The sequence below is a fragment of the Paenibacillus sp. JT22N7 genome, assembly GCF_059383875.1.
In genome coordinates this window covers 85,698-105,677 of the sequence record NZ_JBXENY010000008.1, presented here as the reverse complement: position 1 = coordinate 105,677, position 19,980 = coordinate 85,698, and the positions used below count along the sequence as shown (strand labels likewise).

Annotated in this window: 10 protein-coding genes; 1 reads left to right on the top strand and 9 read right to left on the bottom strand. The window is 51.0% G+C overall.

Annotated features, from left to right (window positions below):
- Positions 1-15: 15 nt before the first annotated feature.
- The 9 genes from AC50Y5_RS21465 to AC50Y5_RS21425 all read right to left on the bottom strand — a co-directional run bounded on the left by AC50Y5_RS21465 (position 16) and on the right by AC50Y5_RS21425 (position 18,686).
- Positions 16-1,167, bottom strand: a complete 1,152-nt coding sequence (locus AC50Y5_RS21465; protein WP_494863628.1) for a response regulator — start codon at positions 1,165-1,167, stop codon at positions 16-18.
- Positions 1,148-2,959 carry a sensor histidine kinase gene (locus AC50Y5_RS21460; RefSeq protein WP_056032306.1) on the bottom strand — a complete coding sequence of 604 codons (1,812 nt, stop codon included), beginning with the start codon at positions 2,957-2,959 and terminating at the stop codon, positions 1,148-1,150. The genes AC50Y5_RS21465 and AC50Y5_RS21460 overlap by 20 nt, the downstream gene beginning before the upstream one ends.
- Before the next feature lie 231 nt (positions 2,960-3,190).
- The gene (locus tag AC50Y5_RS21455; RefSeq protein ID WP_494863621.1) at positions 3,191-4,375 is read right to left on the bottom strand and encodes a hypothetical protein; all 1,185 of its coding nucleotides are present in this window, start codon (positions 4,373-4,375) and stop codon (positions 3,191-3,193) included.
- 396 nt (positions 4,376-4,771) lie between these two features.
- Entirely contained in the window at positions 4,772-7,570 is a 2,799-nt protein-coding gene (locus AC50Y5_RS21450) for a glycoside hydrolase family 3 C-terminal domain-containing protein (RefSeq protein WP_494863619.1), read from the bottom strand.
- Between the two features lie 173 nt (positions 7,571-7,743).
- Entirely contained in the window at positions 7,744-8,619 is an 876-nt protein-coding gene (locus AC50Y5_RS21445; RefSeq protein WP_494863618.1) for a sugar phosphate isomerase/epimerase family protein, read from the bottom strand.
- Positions 8,620-8,622: 3 nt separating this feature from the next.
- Positions 8,623-9,963, bottom strand: a complete 1,341-nt coding sequence (locus AC50Y5_RS21440; protein ID WP_494863616.1) for a glycoside hydrolase family 125 protein — start codon at positions 9,961-9,963, stop codon at positions 8,623-8,625.
- Between the two features lie 20 nt (positions 9,964-9,983).
- Positions 9,984-13,136, bottom strand: coding sequence for an alpha-mannosidase (locus AC50Y5_RS21435; protein WP_494863614.1), 3,153 nt, complete (start codon positions 13,134-13,136; stop codon positions 9,984-9,986).
- 2 nt (positions 13,137-13,138) lie between these two features.
- The gene (locus tag AC50Y5_RS21430) at positions 13,139-15,448 is read right to left on the bottom strand and encodes a glycoside hydrolase family 3 N-terminal domain-containing protein (RefSeq protein WP_494863612.1); all 2,310 of its coding nucleotides are present in this window, start codon (positions 15,446-15,448) and stop codon (positions 13,139-13,141) included.
- A gap of 25 nt (positions 15,449-15,473) precedes the next feature.
- The gene (locus AC50Y5_RS21425) at positions 15,474-18,686 is read right to left on the bottom strand and encodes a glycoside hydrolase 5 family protein (protein WP_494863610.1); all 3,213 of its coding nucleotides are present in this window, start codon (positions 18,684-18,686) and stop codon (positions 15,474-15,476) included.
- A 155-nt stretch (positions 18,687-18,841) separates the two neighbouring features.
- On the opposite strand from AC50Y5_RS21425, the gene AC50Y5_RS21420 reads away from it, so the two are divergent.
- Entirely contained in the window at positions 18,842-19,882 is a 1,041-nt protein-coding gene (locus AC50Y5_RS21420) for a LacI family DNA-binding transcriptional regulator (protein ID WP_056032389.1), read from the top strand.
- The last annotated feature ends 98 nt before the right edge of the window (positions 19,883-19,980 follow it).

Here is a 19,980-nt window from a genome sequence, read left to right as displayed (position 1 = left end):
ATTATATACCTTTCATTATTTTGCGTTATCAGATAATTCACTGACCAGAGAATCGTACAAAAGGAGCAACGCTTTGGATGGACGAATGCCGAGCTCTTTTTTGATCAATCTCACATAGTCGGTGTATTGGGCTGTAAGCCCCTTCTTGTTTCCGTCCTGCGCATGCTTGCGGAGCAGCAAGCTCAGGACGGATTCATCAAGGGGATTTTGTGCATAAAGCTTTAGCAGCAGCTTCGATGCTGCGGCCGTATTGGAGAGAACGAAGAGTGTCTCCACTACATTTTTGACGAACGAGGTGTAAAGCTCTGCCAGCAGCTCTGTCTCGTGTATAGCCCAGACGTAGGCTTTGCTGCCGAACAGCTCCCCCGTGTAGAGCCTTTCCACGTTCAGCGCGTCCTCCACAGTAGCGGCGTCAACCTGCTTAAACTTTACCGCATGACGCTCGAACTCTTCAAAATCAATTATGGCATCTGCTAGTTCCAGTGCGTAGCCGTCGTTTTCCGAGCGAATAGCATCCCGAAGCGCTAACGGCTCTAATGATTTGCGGAGCTGATAAACCGTCGTATTCAAATACTTTTCAGCATTTACACTCGTCATCCCGGCAAAAATATCTGCAACGAGCCTGGCACGCGAAATTCGCTGACCACGGTTCAGCAGCAGGTAGGCAAACAGCTCGGCGCTTTTGCTGGAAATCCATTTTACGCGTCCCCGTTCATTTCGCACGGAAAAGTCGCCTAAAGCTGTAATGCTGACACGGTTCACGTTCTGAATTTGGGCGCTTGCTGTAAGGGAATCCCCTACCATCCTTCTGCTTTCAAGCGCGCGATGAATCGTCCGCTCCAGCCGCTCCTGCGTGACGGGCTTCACCAAATAATCAAGCACTGACAGCTCAAATGCCTCAACCGCATAGTCTTTATGCGAGGTGACGAACACAATTTGTGTTTTGCTGCCCGCCTTGTCCAGCTTGGAAGCAAACGCAAGCCCGCTGTCGCCCGGCACGGATATGTCAACGAACGCCAGCTCGACATCGGTATTTTCAGCGAGAAAATCGCCCGCGGCATGCATATTCACGAATGCCCCGACAACCTGCAGCTCCGCATATTTCGCCAGCATTTTCCGCATAATTAAATGCATGACAGGCTCATCGTCAATTAAGATGACTTTCATAAACGTTCACCACCGTTTCCTCGCTGTCGCTTCCAGCCCCGCTGCTAACGGCCCCTCGCAATGTAAACTGGAAAGTCGTTCCTTGCCCGGGCGAGCTTTCGAACCGGAGCATGCCGCCATGCATGCGGAGAAACTCCCGGGTCAATACGAGACCAAATCTCATTTCGCTGCCGTCCTCTCCACTTGCAAAGCCAGGCTCCTTGAAAAAGAGCTCATCCTGACGCAGCAGCCGCGCCGTCTCCTCATCCATTCCGCTCCCGTTGTCGCTAACGGATACCGTTACCACATCATGCTCAATAGAAGCGCTGACCTCGATCTTCCCATTGATATCCGTATATTTAATCGCATTAGACAGCAAATTTCGAAAAATCAGATCCAGCATTTCCTTATCGGCATTCACCGTCAGCTTCCCATCGACAAGCTCGGAAATTTGAATGTTTTTCATCGCCGCTCTGGCCCCTGCCAGCGATAAAGCTTGGCGGATAACCTGCTGCAGGTTCCAGGCCTGCGGCCGGAACGCAACCTCGCCATTTTGACTGCGATACCAGTCCAGCAAATTGTCGACGAGATGGAAGGTGCCGCGTACCTGCCGTCTAATCTCTTGAAAAACCTCGGCGCTGGCAATATCGGTATCCGTAGGCTCCTCGCCCAGCAGCTCGGTCAAGCTAACGAGAAGGGCAATGGGGTCGCGAATATCGTGAGCCATGACCGTAAACAGCTTATCTTTAAAGGCGTTCAGTTGGGACAGCTGCTGCGATTTTTCTCGCAGACGCTCCTCATTCTCCTTCAACTCCGTTATATCGCTGAACATCAGCATTTTGCCAATCGGGGTCGTCCCCGTGTCGTAAATATAAGTTAAGCTGCAAATGTAATACATCTGCCGATCGCCAAGCAACAGCTGGAGAGGAAAGCGCTCATCCTGAAAATCCGCTGCCGATATTCGCTGAAGCAGTTCAGGACTGGTCGCTAGTATGTCCTTGCTGAGGGCAGGGAAGCTTCTAGTTTGCATCAGCTCAGGAAATACCTCTTCAGCCGCGCGATTGTGGTTCACGATCTGATTGTCATAATCCAGCAGTACGACGCCGTCGCGAACGGTATCAAACATTTTGGCATAAGCAAGCGGTGTTAAACGAAGCAGTCCGAACCGAAAAATCCCCCAAGCATAGATGACGCCGGATACAGCGAACCCCAGCGGTGTAAAGTCAATGATCGTATTAAACATATAGCCAATATTAAACAGCATCGGCGCGGCCGCTCCGAGAGTTAGGAGGACAATCTGCTTCCGCACAATGGGCAACGCTCGTATATACAACGGAATAAACAGCAAAATGCCCAGCAGCAAAATCGTATAATTATAAACGCCATGCACCGTATACCACGGGCCTTTTAATGTATTGTACAACGGAACGGTATCGTTCGGGTTCGGAAAATAGCCTTCGTACACAAGATGATGCCACTCATTAGTAAGATGCAGAAGAAATGTGGCCGACGGAATGAGAAAAAGCAGCAGCGCAAGCCACTTTCGGTAAGGGGCTGCAAGCCCGGTAAACTGGATCACCATCAGCAGCCAGAAGGTGGAGACGAAGGGGATGCCTAAATATTCGAACTGAAGTGACCATTTTACGCCGTCCAAGGTAACGCTCAAAATTTCGAAGGCATAGCCAAGCGCATAGCAGGATGCTGCTGCCATCATATAAACCATCGTCCTAGCCACCTGCAAATGGCGTTTGCGATAGGATAGGAACAACACAAACAGCATCAGCGCCGTCGCAAAGCATAGCAATACTGACATCCACAACCTCGTATCCACGACGGCACCTACCTTTCATTCGCTGTTTCGAACTTCTCGTCTATCATTCGACAAAATGGCTGAAAATCCTTGTAAAGCCCCGACCATGATTGGTCGGGGCTTTACAAGGCAGGTATTTATTGAAAATAGAGAATCATATGTACATTTTTATTTTATTGATTGTTTGCACTTGACATGTGAAGCTAGAGATACTCATAAATCAAGATATATATTTCAGTAACTAAGTTCGAAATTCATTTTTAACATCTCTAGAATTTCATCAGCTGATCCAGCATATGCTCTCATTTTCAACATTTTTTCAAAATTAATATCATCAATAATTAAAATTAAAATCCCTGCCTCCTCATAGGCCCTTCGTTGAGCTTCAATAAGCTTCAAACTTGGCTTATTTCTTATGAATAATAGTCCAAATCTACCAACAGTTGGTCTAGAAAGATATAGCCTCAATTGATTCAACTCTTCGCGACCCACAACAGTTTTATAGTTTTTAAATTCGCATATTATATGCTTAGAGTTAAACTCCGTACGAATTAAATGCCAGAAACCCATGATTTGATTATTAGGAATAACCGCATCTCTTCTTATGTCACCAGACTCATTTCGAACTTGTGTTAAAACATTTTTAAATGGAGGAATAAATAAAAAATTTAGAGCATCTAGACACAATTCTTCATATATCCTTGAATCATTCTTCCCTCTCTTACAACTACTCAATCGCTTCAATAAATCTCGATACTTTTCTACTCTTTCTTCGATTTCCCCATACTCAGGTAGTATCTTATTCAAAAATTCATTTACATGATCATTAAATGTAATAAGACTTTCTTTATCCCACAAATCTTTAGTTTTTCTCACAGAGAATAAAACATCCAAATTATCAATTAGATCGGGGTAGTACTTCATTATTAGTGATTTATATTCATTATCAAGTATCTCTATATAATATATTATACTTTCAATTCCATGATTATATTCTGATAAAAGTAAATCCTTTCTCTCTTCAGGAACATCATTACTATTTCCGAATAAAAATGACTTGGAAACCATATCTGAAAAATGCGAAACCATAAATGTAGACTGAACGAACTCATACATTTTAGAATATACTGACGAGGTTCCATATCTTTTAATAATACTTTTCATCACTGGATTGTTAGAATAGCAGCACTCAATCTGTGATGATAAGAATAAATCAAAGTTAATAGCTTTAGCAAACTCTTTAATATCGATAGAGATACCTATAGATAACAAAATAACTTCTATTCCTTCTTTTGCTTGAAGACCTTGATCAAGGTCTTGAGTAGGATCCTCAGCATAGTATGCCATTATACCTCTAGAAATATATAGAGGTGTGTAAAAACCTAATAAACGACATTTATTTAATACTTCATCATTCAACAGAGACTTGTCACTCCTACTAGTACATTTTGGCGATTATATCATACGAATCCATCTTACTCCACATCTTGAATCTTACCTACATTACTTGAACCTGTAGGGAAAACTGTACCGCATCAAATGATAATTGGCGTTAAAAGGATTTGAACATACCCACTAATTTTTCATCAGTTAATAAATTAGAATGAATTACACATCACATATGTAACCTACATTAAATTTATTAAATTATTTAATAACATTTTTAAATATATAAAACCCGAACTCATGAGTTCGGGTTTTATAAGTGTCATAGAAGCGCACTAATAAAATGCAATTCACTATATACCACAACTTATCTAAGCGTTTATTAATCACAATCACTTAAAACTTAATAAATCCATTTTCATTTCTATTCTACACCTGTTTAAACTCAATCCACTCTATCTGCAAGCCCGGCTTGATGAATTCCAGCTTCAGCTCATAGAAGCCGGCTTCGAGCTCGACTTTCACAAGCTTCTGTTTGATCCATTTGCCTTCGGTTCCATTCGTTTGAATGGTCGTCATCAGTTGATCGTTCAGCGTTACATTACAAGCACTTTGAGCCAGCTCCGTCTCTGGGGACATAATGCTGACAATGATCCGGTATTGCCCAGCTTGATCCACCTGCATATAGGTCGATTCGGCCGCGGAAGGCTTCACCTGTGCATTTTGGGAAAGTACTTGCACTTGCTCTGAGGAAGCTGCTGCTGCAAGCGAAGCATTTGCCTTGAACGCTTCAACCGTCTCTACGATTTCGTGTTTTCTCGAAAATACCGGCGCGTTCATGATGAACGTGCAAATATTTATGGCAGAGCGCTGCAATTCACCGCGGGTCAACGTGCCATTTTCAAGCGATTCGATCGTATTGTCATCCCAGCCATTGATTTCCGCACCGTAGTTCGGCACCACCATATACAGATCGTTCTGCGCACGAACCATCCAGTTCGTTAGTTTGCGATCCGCTGGGCCGCCACTCACGACATCGTTCATGATCGCCCACCAATCCGTCATCACGATGCCTGTAAAGCCCCACTCGCCGCGAAGAAGCGTCGTATTCAGGTCATAGTTGGAAGCGGCCCAATGTCCGTTAATCGGATTGTAGGAGGTCATAATCGAATTCGCGCCGCCTTGCTTCACAGCAATTTCAAAGCCTTTCAAATAAATCTCCCGAAGAGCGCGTTCAGAGACGACCGCATCTACCTTGCTGCGATGCTTTTCCTGATTGTTGCAGGCAAAATGCTTCAGCGTCGCGTTAGAGCCGCCCTTCATAATTCCTTTCGTACATGCTGCCGCAAACATCCCGGAAATCAATGGATCCTCCGAAAAATATTCAAAGTTCCGTCCATTAAGCGGACTGCGGCGAATATTTAGACCCGGCCCGAGCAGCGTATCGATGTTGTTTCTTAATAGCTCCTGGCCTTCCATCACATACAGCTCTTCGACCAACTCCGTATTCCACGTTGCCGCGAGCAAGGTGCCGATTGCGACCTGAGTCGCCTTCTGACCGCTATCCATCCGAATGCCAGACGGGCCGTCTGCTGTACAAGCAACAGGAATGCCATAGTTGAACAGCTGGTCGCTGACTCCGCCGAAAGCCGAAGCCGTTCCCGATGTAACGAGCGGGCTGCTCATGCCCTCGCCCCTGACGATTGCCGCCAAATCCTGATCGCTAAGCTGCGCGATGAACGTTTCCATACCGACTTTACCCTCAAAAACATCTCTTAGCGTATGTCCCTGATTGCCCGTCTGCGCTAGCGTTGCAGGAAGATTGGTCTCAATCCGTTCCGCCATAGAAATCTTCCGCTGCGGCACCTCTACGGAGCTAAGCTCATAAGTGCCGTCTTGCTTGCGAGCGCCCGGCTTCATTCTCGTAAAGCTTTCCGTCGGCGCCATCGCTTCTTGCAGCTGATCTACAACTTGAAGAGCCTCCACGACGTAGCCGTTTTGACCCTCGACAGCTACTTCTGCCACCTTTTTCACACTCGTTCCTACATAAAAACGGTAAGTGCCCGCTTCCAGCACATAAGCGGAAGGATTTCCCGTCACACCAGCGTCATCATAGGAAGCCATAGCAGAAACAGGGAAGCTCACCGTAAGGCGCTGCGATTCGCCCGGCTGAAGCGATTTAGTTTTCCCGAATGTGACCAGCGCTTTAGCAGGTTGGCCCAGCTTGCCTTGCGGTGCTTCGTAGTAAACCTGCACCACTTCTTTGCCCGCGTAGGCAGTTCCCGTATTCGTTACGTTGACGTCGATTTCAACGTATTTTTCTCCTACTTTGGTTGTCAGCTTGGCATCCTCCGACTTGATGTCGAATGAAGTATACGAGATACCATAGCCAAACTCAAACTGAACCTTATCCGGACAAAACGTCTCAAAATAACGATATCCCACATAGATATCTTCCTCATAAACGTTTTTAAATTCATTGCCGTAATTGCGAGTCGATGGATAATCATTGATGGAATAAGCGATTGTATCCGTCAATTTGCCGCTTGGCGTTACATCACCAGCCAGAACATCGGCAATCGCATTGCCGCCTTCCATGCCGCCCTGCCAGGAGTAGATGACACCTGCAATAGGATGCACGTAGCTTTCATCGTTCAGCCAGCTCATATCTATAATGTTCGATACATTGAGCACAACAACGGTTTGTTCAAAAAAAGCCGTCACCTGCTTCAGCATCGCTTTCTCATCCACCGTTAATTGGTAGCTTCCTGCTTCATCGGCATTGTCTTGGTCTTCCCCTGCGGTACGCCCGATGACCACGATTGCCTTGTTCGACTTCCTTCTTGCTTCCGACACCAGTTCATCCGTTAAAGGCATTTCCTTCTGATGCCATGGCTCAGCTGCCCAGCCGCCACCGCCGTTGTCGAATGGATTTTCCTCAATCCATTTCTCATAAACAGCGGCTAGCGCTTCATTGACAGCAGCATTCTTCTTGCCGCGAAGCCCGCCTAGCAGATTTGTTGTATAAGTAACATGAACGCTGCCGCCCGAACCAGTACCGCTGCGATAATAGTTAACCTGGGTTCTGCCAAAAACAGCAACGTTGTCGCCATCCTTAAACGGAAGCACCTGTCCTTCATTTTTCAATAATACGGCGCCCTCTGCGGCTACCGTTCGGCTAAACTCTGCAAAACCTTCTAATGGAACTCCAATACTTTGTGTACTCAATTGATTTCCTCCTGTTTCTCTCAACCTCTATATCCACCCTCTTACTATACAAGCATCCCTTCTATAAAAGCAAAACCTCTTATTTATGAAAACAATCCTTCAAACGCAAAAAAATCCCGCTATCATCTAGCAGGATTCATTCACTGAGCAATTATCTCTTTCGTCTCCCTCCCCTACCTGTATTTGCGAATAAAATCAACCGCTTTACGAATATCAAGCTCCGGCTGCGTCCCTACCTCGCGCTCAATCGTCAAATAACCGGTATACCCAATGTCATGCAGCGCCTGAAAATAGCGATTAAAATCGACTCCGCCCTCTCCAAGCGGAACTTCGCGGAAAAACAAGCCAGAGGAAACCATCTCTGCGATTTTCTCATGATCCATAGGCGCATACCCGACCGCTCCGTAAACGTCTCTCGGATCAACCTCCTTAAGGCGAACGCCATCCTTCACATGGGTATGGACAATATAATCCTTTAATAGATGAACGCCTTGCACCGGATCATCGCCCGTCACCATGACCATATTTGCCGGGTCAAAATTAACCGATACGCCGTTCGTCGACAAGGTGTCGAGAAACGCTTTTAAGTCGGCCGCCGTTTCAGGGCCGGTTTCAATGGCGAAGTAGGCTCCGACGCTTTTGGCATATTGGCCTAGCTCCTCGCATGCGGTATGCATCGTATGAAAAGCAGCGGAGGACGAATCGTGCGGCGCGATGCCAATATGCGTCGTTACAATCGTCGTGCCGAGGTCCAGCGCCAAATCGACGATACGCTTCGATTTTTCCACTTTCCAGCGATTATCCTCCTTGACCCCGAAGCCATGACCGCCTAAATCGCCGACCAGTGCAGAAATTTCCAAGCCGAGCGATTCTATGTAGCTTCTTAACTCCTTGCGTGCCGCAGACGACAAATTTTCCGGGTCCATTTCCCCCTTAACCGCATAAATCTGTACGCCTTCCGCGCCGACCTCCTTGGCTTTCACCAATCCCTCTCGCACGCCCAGCCCGAAGCTGTCTACGATTACGCCTATTTTATTCGTTAATTTCATCGATTAATTTTCCTCCTGTTTCGGTTCCAAAATCCCCTTTGCCATCGCCTTGTAAACAAGCTGTGAGAACAGGCTGTTCGACCATGCGAACCATGGACGGGTAAATTGGTGGGGATCGTCGGCATGAAAGCCCTCATGCATAAAGCCCGTATCAGCATCCGTCGCTTCCAGCACTTTAATGATAGCAAGCATTTCCTCATCGCTCGCGGCCGTCAGCCCCTGCATCGATAAAGCCATAGGCCATATGTATCCCGGCGGCGTATGGGGGCTTCCAATTCCTTTAGCAGCTGTTCCTTCATAATAATAAGGATTTTCTCGGCTCAGGATGAAGCGCCTTGTGTTTTGGTAAATAGGATCATGAACATCGGTGTAGCCAATGTACGGAATGGAGAGCAAGCTTGGCGTACCCGCATCATCCAATAGGCAGTAATTGCCGAAGCCATCCGTTTCATAAGCGTAGATTCTGCCATACACCGGGTGATTGTACATCCCATAAAGCTGTATGCCATGACGGATCTCTTCCTCCAAAATCGCCATTTCCCGCACAAACGCTTCGTCGCGGAATACCCATCTCGCCATTTCCTGCATTTGAGCGAGCGAGACAGCGGCGAACATATTCGCCGGAATATTGTAATGCAGCTCGCAAGCGTCGTCGCTTGGACGAAAGCCTGACCACACCATGCCCGTATAATTGACAGGCATTCCGAGCCCATCATTGCGCAGCGTGTCTATGGCCGGGCAGTTGGAGCGTTTGAACCGGTATGCCGATTGCTCGGCATGGCGCTGCTCTGTTTTCCATACGTTCACAATAGAACGCAGCGCTTGCTTGAACTGCTCGTCGAAAATATCAGTGAGCCCTGTTTCCTTCCAATACCTATAGGAGAGGCGTATCGAAAAGCATAGCGAATCCAGCTCGAATTTCCGCTCCCATACCCAAGGGGACATTTCCGTATCGTCATTCGCGTCCCAATGCCAATGATTTGCCGTTTCATTAAAAGCATTGGCGTATGGATCAATCGCAATATACGTCATATGACGCTTAATCAGTCCCGAAATGAGCCGCTGCAATCCCGCATCCTCTTTGGCAAAAGGCACGTAATGAATGAACTGCTCCACTGAATCCCGCAGCCACATCGCCGGAATATCGCCCGTAATGACGAAGGTCGTACCGTCGTCCATCAACTTCGTAGTCGTTTCCAGCGTATTGGGGAAACAATTGCGAAATTGCTGCTGGAGCTTCGGGCGATGGGCCAGCTTGACCTCCGCTTCCTCCAGCACCTTCATTATGGCTTCTGGCAGCACCAATTGCGGCAGCTTTACCTTCGGCAGCTTAAATCGTTCCATAACCTACAGCTCCCCTCCGCCTACTCCTGATCCTGTTCCCGTTCCAATGAAATGAGCTTCACCGTTTTTATTTCAAAAGGCTTGAAGGCCAGCTCGAATGCCCCTCGCTCACATGGCAGCTGCTCCATTTTATCCTCAAGCAAATTCACGATAGACGCCCTCACTTTCTCCTCCGGCCACTGGATACGCACCGTCTCTCTACCGCCTGATGATTCATAAAACCGCAGCACGGTTCCAGTCCCGTCCTCGGAAGCTTTAATCGTGTCCAAAATAACATGCTCGCTTTCAAAACCCAGCCATGCATGCCGTGCAGGAAATGCGGGAAGCGCTGGAACCGCAGGGAGTGCAGGAAGCCCTCCTCTGTTCGGCTGCCCTGCTGCCGTCATGACCGGATGATTTAATTCCATTGCTCGGCGAGCTACGTGAGCGCCCCGCCAATCCGCTTGATGAGGCAAAACAGAATAAGTGAACTCGTGCTCGCCTTGGTCCGCATGTTCATCTGGCCATTTCGGCGCGCGCAGCAGCGATAAGCGAATCGTCTGGCCCTTAATGTCGTACCCATATTTGCAGTCGTTCAGCACACTCAAGCCGCCGTTGCCCTCGGAAATATCGGCCCAGCGATGTCCGCACACTTCAAATTGCGCCTGCTCCCAGCTCGTATTGTTATGCGTTGGCCGCTCCAATGCACCGAATGGAATTTCATACGTCGCTTTCGCAGCAACAAGGTCAACCGGGAACGCTACCTTGAGCAATTTATGGCTCTCTGTCCAATTCACCTTCGTCTGAAAATCAACGCGGCGCTGATGGCGATACAATATCATATCCTGGCTAATTTCCGAATCATTCAGCTTCCAGTGGAAGCGAAGCACATCCTTGGTGCCCCCTCGCTGCACAACTTCTTTCCAGATCAGCTGCACAGTGCCGGCACGCTGCGCTTCAAAGCGCGGATCGATATCCCATGCATCCCAATAGGTCGGTTTATCATGAAAAAATTGCAGCTCATTCGCTTTATCACCCGGCTTCAGCCACTCCCGCTGCACAGACTTGTCATACCAACGGGTGATTTCTCCTGCATCATTAAATGCTAGCGTGTAAAAATCCGTCTCCCAAACGGCAGGAAAGGCCTCATCTGCTTGCGTATCCTTAGCATCATCTGCATGCGCTGACGCACGCAGCCATAGCGTTGTATAACCGAAGGCCGGGATAGACGGAACGTACACGGATACCGTCTGGACATCCCCACTCCGCTTGACATCGCAAGCCAGAAGCTCCCCGTTCACATCAACAACAGACAAGCCACTCATTTCAGCGCTGCATGTCAAGCTGACTACTTCTCCGCGTTCCCAGCCCAGGCTGTTGAACACGATGTAGGGCAGCCCCTCACCATCTGGAGCTATGCTGCCAGCAATGGCTTCAAGCGAGCGGTTGAGCTCAGCCGTTCCGATCTCCATCACCTTCCCATACTCCTCTGTAGACGTCACATAGGCTTCAGGAATAGATGTTCCCGGGATAATATCATGGAATTGATTGAGCAAAATGAGCTTCCAGCCTTCATCGAGTGCCTCCGTCACTGTGCTAGATAGCCCAGCGAACTGCGCCCACAGCTCCGCTTCACGGTACAGCACCTCCGCCTTGCGGTTGCTTCGCTTATTTCTTGCATGCGTCGTGTAAGTACCGCGATGCAGCTCCAAATACAAATCGCCATGCCATTTGGGCAGCGATTGCCCGCTTTTTCCGATTCCCTCGAAAAAGGCTCCGGCCGTGCTGAACCTGCTGACAGGCTGCCCAACCATAAAAGAAGACCGCTCGGCAAACTCGACCATTTCGTTCGTTACGCCGCCGCCACCGTCCCCATGCCCGTAAAGCAGCATTTGCTGCGGATGCAAATGCTTCTGTTTGTAAGACTTCCAATGTTCATCGACATCCTTGGGACGGGTATGCTCATTTACCCCATGGTTCAAATAGGCAATGACAGAGGTGCCGTCGATGCCTACCCAATCAAACAAGTCATAAGGGAAAGCGTTCGTGTCATTCCAATTGAGCTTTGTGGTCATAAAATACGGGATATCCGCCAGCTTCAGCATTTGCGGCAGCGACGCGCAGTAGCCAAACGTATCAGGAAGCCATTCGATGTTGGAGCGTTTGCCGAACTCTTCCTTATAGAAGCTTTGACCGTACAAAATTTGCCGCACCAGCGACTCGCCGCTCGGAATGTTCAAATCCGGCTCGACCCACATGCCGCCGACCAGCTCCCAGCGCCCTTCGGCGATCCGCGCCTTAATCCGCTCATACAATTCGGGATAATGCTCCTTCACAAAGGCATACAGCTGCGGCTGGCTCTGCGAATAGATGAACTCGGGGTATTCATCCATCAGCGTACATACCGTCGAAAACGTGCGGCTGGACTTGCGAACCGTTTCGCGGACAGGCCACAGCCACGCAATGTCGATATGCGACTGGCCGACCAAATGCATAAAGCCGCTGCGGCCGCCTTCCAAATCTTCTTCCTGCACCTTCTGGGCAAGCAACTGCTCCAGCCCGTTCACCCACTCAGCCTCATCCCAGCGCTGCGGCTCGGCATACATCCGATCCATGATGCGATGTATCGCACCCACAAGACGATTTCGCTTCATATCGCTCTCCGGCAGCGCGTTCAACGACTCCGATAACACCGTTACGCTGTACATCAAGCTTTGCAGCGGTTGATTCACTCGGACGAGCGCCGAGCGGATGCCAGCGATTGGCGGCTGAATGACCGCCTGGCGATTCAGCGGATCATGCGGCTCAGGAATCGGATCGTACAATTCGATTTCCAGCAGCGGCGCACTCCCTACTCGGCCCACCGGAAGCGGCACATACCAGTGATTCCGGTCGAGCCCATGATAAGGAGCCCCGTTCACCTTCAGCAGCCCCTCCCCGCCCGCTTCGAAAATGAGACCAACCGCGTCTTGATGCCAAGCCTGCGGTATATCTGCTTTTTTCGTTAAAAAATAAGTCGTGCCATGTGTACTGTAAAGAGGATTCACATTTTGCACACCGACATTTTGCTCATCCAGCACGTATTCGCCGGGCCGGATATATTTCGCTTTTTGCATATGCCACTGCGGAAGCTCCACCTTATCCAGCCACTGCCGCTCGGCCATATCCTGAATGAACCGCTGAATTCGAATCATGGCTATTCCCCCTCGCGCTTAACATGCAAGCTGCATGCCAGCCAATCCTTCGAGCTGCTGCCGACCATTAAGCGGAATTCGCCCGGTTCCACAACCGGCTCCAGCTGGGCGTTAATCAATGCAAGATGCTCTTGATTTACAGGGAAAGTGACCAGCTTCGTCTCCCCCGGCTGCAAATGGATTTTGCGGAAGCCCTTGAGCGAGGTTTCGGCACGGGTCACCGATGCGGATACGTCGGTGACATACATTTGCACAACCTCATCTCCAGCCACACCGCCAATGTTCGTCACTTCGATTTGCACCTCGGCTTCTCCGCCCGGAACTATCACCTCCGGCACAACCCGTATGTTATCGTAGCCAAATTGCGTATAGCTGAGCCCAAACCCGAATGGATACTGCGGCTCAAGATCCGTCTCCAAATAACGTTTGCCGCGCGTTCTCTTGGAATGATAATAAACCGGCAGCTGGCCGACATGCTTCGGAATGGAAACGGTAAGGCGCCCGGAAGGATTGACGTCGCCGAATAAAATGTCCGCAATCGCATTGCCGCCCTCCTGTCCCGGATACCACGCCTCCAAAATCGCATGAGCATGCTCTTCTATCCAAGGCTCGGCAATCGGCCTTCCGTTGATGTAGACGATGATAACCGGCTTGCCGAGCTTATAAATTTCCTGCACCAGTTCAAGCTGCACCCCCATGAGACTAAGCGTCGAACGGTCGATGCCTTCACCGCACTCCATGTCGTTCCATGCGTTATCCGTAACGACGGACGCACCTGTACGCAAATCAATGGTGCCTTCCCCGAAATCCCGGGCGCTGGAGCCGCCGATAACCATAACGATGGCATCCGCTTGCTCGGCGCAGGCGAGGGCATGGCCGAAGCCGTCTTTGGCGTCGCCCTTAATTCGGCAGCCAGGCGCATACAGCACCTGATCATCCGCATCCGCGCCGAGCTTGCGGCGGATACCCTCAAGCACGGTGACGATTTGTCCCTTAGGCTGCGGCGAGGTGTAATCACCGAGCTGATTGTAGACGTGGTTCGCATTCGGACCGATAACGGCTATTTTGGTGCCTGCTTTGCTGAGCGGAAGCGTGGCCTGTTCATTTTTGAGCAAAATAATGCCCTCCGCAGCTACTCTTCTCGCCAGCTCCACATGCTCCTCGCACCCAATAACCTGCTGGGCAAAATCAGGATCAACATAAGGCCGTTCGAATAAGCCAAGTCTGAATTTCATGTCGAGCACCCGTCCTGCTGCTGTATTCAGCTCATCCTCGGTCATCAGCCCCTGCGCAAGCGCGCCCGCTAAATGCTTGCCATACATATAGCCGGACATCTCCATATCGACGCCTGCTTTCAGGCTTTGCGCCACTGCCTGCTCCCCGTTCTCCGCCGTATTGTGGCCGCTGACCAGCATTTGAATCGCGCCAAAATCGGTAATGACAAAACCATCAAACCCCCATTCCTCGCGCAGCAGGTCGTTCAGCAAATAGGAATTTGAGGTGCAGGGCACACCGTCAATTTCGTTGTACGCCGTCATGACGGAGCAGGCACCCGCTTCGACCGCCTTTTTGAACGGCAGCAAATCGATTTCATGAAGCTCACGCAGCCCCATATGGACGGGAGCCGCATTGCGTCCGCCCTCGGAGCTGCCATAAGCGGCAAAATGCTTAAGCGTCGCCACAATCGTTTTGTCCGTATCCAGCCGTTCCCCTTGCAGCCCCTTAATCGCCTCGACCGCCAGCTCGCCGATTAAATAGGGATCTTCCGCGAAACATTCCTCCGTCCGCCCCCACCGCGGGTCGCGCACGACATCAAGGACAGGCGAATACGTCGCAGCGCCCCCCTGGCTTCGAGTCTCTGCCGCAATCGCCTCGCACATTTCCCGGTACAAATCCTTGTTCCAGGTGCTTCCGACCGTAAGCGGAACGGGAAATACCGTTGCCCCAATTGCCATATGACCATGAGAGCACTCCTCCCCGAACAAAATCGGAATGCCAAGGCGGGAGTTTTCAATCACGTATCGCTGGATTTCATTAGTCGCTACCGCGCCTTGCCTTGGTGTAAGTCCCGTCTCCAGCGTCACCTCTGTCCAAGGATCGGCGCGAAGAACGCCGTATAAAGAACCTACTCCGCCCCGCGCAACCTCTTCCTTGAACTGCTCCGTCACCTGCACGGTGCCGTCCGCTTCCTTGAGGTAGGTTTTCCATCCCATAGGCTGGATAAGCTGGCCGATTTTCTCCTCTGTCGTCATACGTTCAAGCAAATCCTGAACCCGTTCCCGAATCGGAAGCGAAGCGTCTTTATAGTCCATGTGCATAATCTCCTTCTGGGTTGATTTAGCGTTTGAAAGCTCTGATGCTCACTTGCTCGGGGCGATACACCGACAATAGCTGTCCTTCATGGTCAGCGGCAAACATGACCGTCCGTTCCTGTTCCAAAACAAACGCATATTGAGTGCCCGTCAACGGGTCCCGTATCTCCAGTTCCATATCACTGCTATATTCGGATACAAAAATATAAAGATTGCCTTCATCAAATTGCAGCTTCCGGCCATAAACGCCCGGAGCGTCGCCGCCGCTTAGCCATTCCAGCTCCATCTCGGCGCCAGAAGCACGCAGCGCCTCTTCATACAGCGCTTGCAGCGGCTCCCATCTGTCATTCAGCTCCAGCGGCAGCGGACACCAGATGAAGCTGCCTGCACCGAGCGCCATGCTGACCAGACTTAGGCCGGCATTGATGGCATTCCTGGTATTGCTGGCGCTGTTTGCACTGCTGGAATTGCTAGAATTGCTGCTACTGCTGCCAGACTGCGGAATCGGCCGATCGATAGCCAGCTGCCCGATTTTGCGTCCGCCGAACGATACGCTGTGCCGCTTGCCGCCTAGCAGCAGCGCCTCTTCACGACGCACATTGCCGGGCACCGTCTCGCCAATCTCAGCCCGAAGCCGCTCATTGGCAGCGCCCCAATAAGCGTCCAAGCGGAGCGGCCCCGTCCATAGCACGGTGCTGCCTTTCCTCGCCAGACTAACGAGCTGCTCAAACGCTTCGTCGCTAAAGTTATGGGCGCTCGGCACGATAATGAGCTTAGCTGGCTGGCGCGCAAGCTCCTCCAGCTGGTATTCGCCCACGCCTCGAGGATGTATGTTCATGCCAAAGGTGAGCACCCTTACCGCTTGCGAGGTAGCCTCGAAAGCCAGCTTTCGGCTCGAAAAATCATTAGAATACGGGTATACGACCGCAACGTCCTCCAATACCCGCCCCTCAAACAGTCCGCCAATGCCCTGCATAAAACGACCAAAATCGTACGTCACATCCGTTTCAGGTTTCTGGGTGCCATCGGCCCGAAGGGCCCCGATATTCGATTCATTCGCATTGTTCATAAAGGGATTAATATTCCATATCCATTGCACCGCTCCGGCGCCTCCAGTTGAGAAGGCGTAGGCATATTTTCGCTCCAAAATGCGATGCAGCTCTTCCTCCGAGCGTTTCGCCATGCCATCCGGGCGCTGAATATGCATAATGCCGGTTTCTTGGGTCAAGTTTGGCTTATCCAGCGTTTTGGTGAAAATTCCGTCCCACACCAGCTGATCCATCAGCCACCAGCTATGTACCGTCGTATAATCGACTACGGAACCGTAGAAAAAGGGAGAAGGACGCTGCCCGCCCAGCGCCTCATCCTGCCCAACCGTCACAAGCTGGCGCGGATTGGAGCTGCGAATGGTGGAGGCCAGCTCCAGCGCCCAGCGATTGTGCATGTCCATAGTGAACAGCGAATAGTCCAGCCATGGCCCCCATTTTTTCGGCAAAAGCACACTGTCAAAATGGATATCGCCCGGGTCCGGCGGCATCGCCGCCTCAAAGGATGGCAGCTCTCCGGGAGTCATATTCCATCGTTCCTGAAGCCGGACAAGGTCGCCGCCGTGGCGCTCCTCCAGCCACTCGGAAAACGCTGCCCGCTCATAGCGGTCTGCAAGCGATCTAGGCCCCTCGAACACACGAGCCGGATCGAATAACGAAGGCTCATTGATCAGATCCCAATGGACGTGCGTCGTGGCTTGATGGCGGGAGACGATGGAAGCGATGAACCGTTTTTGAGCCTCGACAGCCCTCGGGTCCAAATACGGATTAACTCCTTCCCACGCCTCGGGCGCAAACGAGAAGAAGGTAAAGGTGACCTCCAGCTCATTCCGCTTTGCCGTAAGCAGGAAAGCGTCGATAGCCCGCAGCACATCCTCGACGACATGCCCATCGGCGAACATCATATTCCGGTAGCCCGTCCAAATGCCGGTCCGTATCAGATTGACTCCAGCCCTTCGCATCTCTGCCATATCCCGCTCCCAGCGGCTCACATTCGGCAAATGGAGAAACTTGCGCGACACGTCGGAAGCCATATACGTCATGCCGACGATAGGCACAGGGCGTCCGCCGCGGTAGAAATAGTCTCTTCCGCAGGCAAGCAGCTCCCCGCTGTTCAGCAATTCCCTGTCCATTCCCCAATACGCCTGCTTCATAAGCCGGACTTCGCCTGCATCTGAGCGGACTTCACAGGTGATCGAGTGAAGGCCCGCCACTGCTGGTACTGGCACAGGAATGCGGAGCAGCTGCAAATCCCGGCGCTGCGGCCCCGTCTCCGCTTGCAGCGCACTTTCCCAGACCGAGGTCTGTCCTTCACGCTCTACCTTCAGCTTGAACGTCCAGTTTTGCTCCATTAAGCAGGTACGGGACAACGACTGCAATTGAAGCGTCAAAATAGGCTGTTCACCCGGCTCATAAGCGGCGTAATTGAGCTTCAGCCACAATTCTGTGACGCCGCGTCCAACATATTCAGCGAGCTCCTTAAGCAGCTCAGCACCCGCAATGCCCGTAGTGTCCGCTGTGTCAGCAGCACCCGCACCGTCCCAAAATGACTGCCCCAGTGTCTGATTAATCAATATCCAGCGGCCTCCTGCAAAACTCCCCTTCATGTTTTCCAGCAGAACGACCGGAGCAGCCCTTTCGCGCCCATCATGATCCACGCCAACAAGCAGCGGGTAAATAAAAGCATCCATTGGGCCACCCGAGCCCATCTCGGCGGGAATATCGCTTGATTTTGTCGCATGCAGCGTCAGTCCCCACGTCGGTTCAATGCCAAAAAGCGCTTCGCGCCCCAGAAGCAGCGGGAATTCGGCCGATGCGGCTGCCCGCACTACTTTCTGAACGGATGCTGGCAGTGTGTCATGGATATTCATGAGCTGATGATACGCGGTTTGCTCCCGCTCCACTCTCCAGCCGGCCCCAACTTTCACAACTGGCCTGCGAAAAGGGGCACCGCCTGCATGAAGCAAGCCGCCTCCTCGGTCCAGATGGGCTTTCACGCCGCTCCATGCGGATTTTGGAAAATACGGGCCGTGCAAATGAATAAGCGTTTCCCATTTCTCCTCTGCCAAACGATCGGATAGCGTATGTGCATCGGCGACTTCAGCCCATACGGAAAGCTTCTTCCTTACTTCCTGCGAGGGACGCACGCCCTCGTAAGGAAATGCTTCATCGTAAAACACTAAAATTTTCATGGGCCCTCCAAATAAATATTGTTATTTTTGTTAGGTTATTATATAATAACGTTATGATAAAGCCAGTCTATAACTTTTGCCAACAAACGTCAACGCTGTTATTTAGCGTGATTTTAGCATGACGTTTGTTAGTCCTATCACCTAAGGAGAACAACATGCCACGTAAAGTATCGATCCAAATGATCGCCGACCAGCTCGGCCTATCCAAATATGCAGTATCCCGCGCGCTCAGCGGGAAATCTGGTGTCAGCCAGGCCACACGCGAGCGGGTTTTAGAGTTTGCCAAGACGCTGGGCTACGGGCTTCCTTCCCAGAAGTCGCCTTCCCCCGCTCCCGACGCTGCCTCTTCCTTTGTCCTAATCTGCATGAATCCTTCCAACCGAGTCGATCCTTTTTATTGGCAGCGAGTGCTCGAAGGAATCATTTCCGGCTGCAGCGAGCGAGGGTGGCCTCATGTCATCGTCTCCCAGCCGGTCTCGTTCCCGGCCGTATCCGATTTATCGCCGCAGGAAATTATCGCGCCGCACTTGGACTGGAACAGCTGCCTTGGGCTCATCGTCATGGGCGCATATCCTTATGCGGCCCTTCAGCTTATGGCTCGTACAGGCAAGCCATTGGTGCTGCTCGACCATAATGAGCCTTTGCTTGATGTGGATTCGGTCAATCATGCGAATATAGAAGCGGGAATTCTTATTGCCCATCATCTGCTGGTCGCTCAGAAATGCAGAAGTCTTATTTTTCTCGGTGATGATGGCCGTTCTGCCAGCTTTGCCGAAAGACGAATCGGCGTAAGGACCGCAATGGAGCGCTACGGCGGCCCGGATACGAAGCTGCAGGAGTGGGAGCTGGCCTATGAAGAGAAGGAATGGCTCGCTGCTGCCGCAGAACGGTTTGCCCAGCTGGCACCGGAGCAGCGCCCAGATGCCTGGATTTGCGCTAATGACGACATTGCCATGCAATGGATGCAGCAGCTGCAGAGGATGGGAGTAGCGATTCCCGAGGAGACGCGCGTGTCGGGTATCGACAATGTAGAGGCAGCGGCCCATACGTCACCTCGACTCACTACCGTGAACCTCAGCAAGGAGGCGCTCGGCAGCCGCGCGATCGAAGCGCTATCGCGCCGCCTTGAACGTCCAGGAACACCGATGGAGCGGCTGCATCTCAGCGCCACCTTAATTCCGCGAGACTCCGCTTAAGCAGTGTATTTCCGTATAAGCTTGAACAGCGGCTTTCCCCCTATAAAAGACAAACGGCGATCGTTTTTTTGCGTATTCACAATGAACGATCGCCGTTT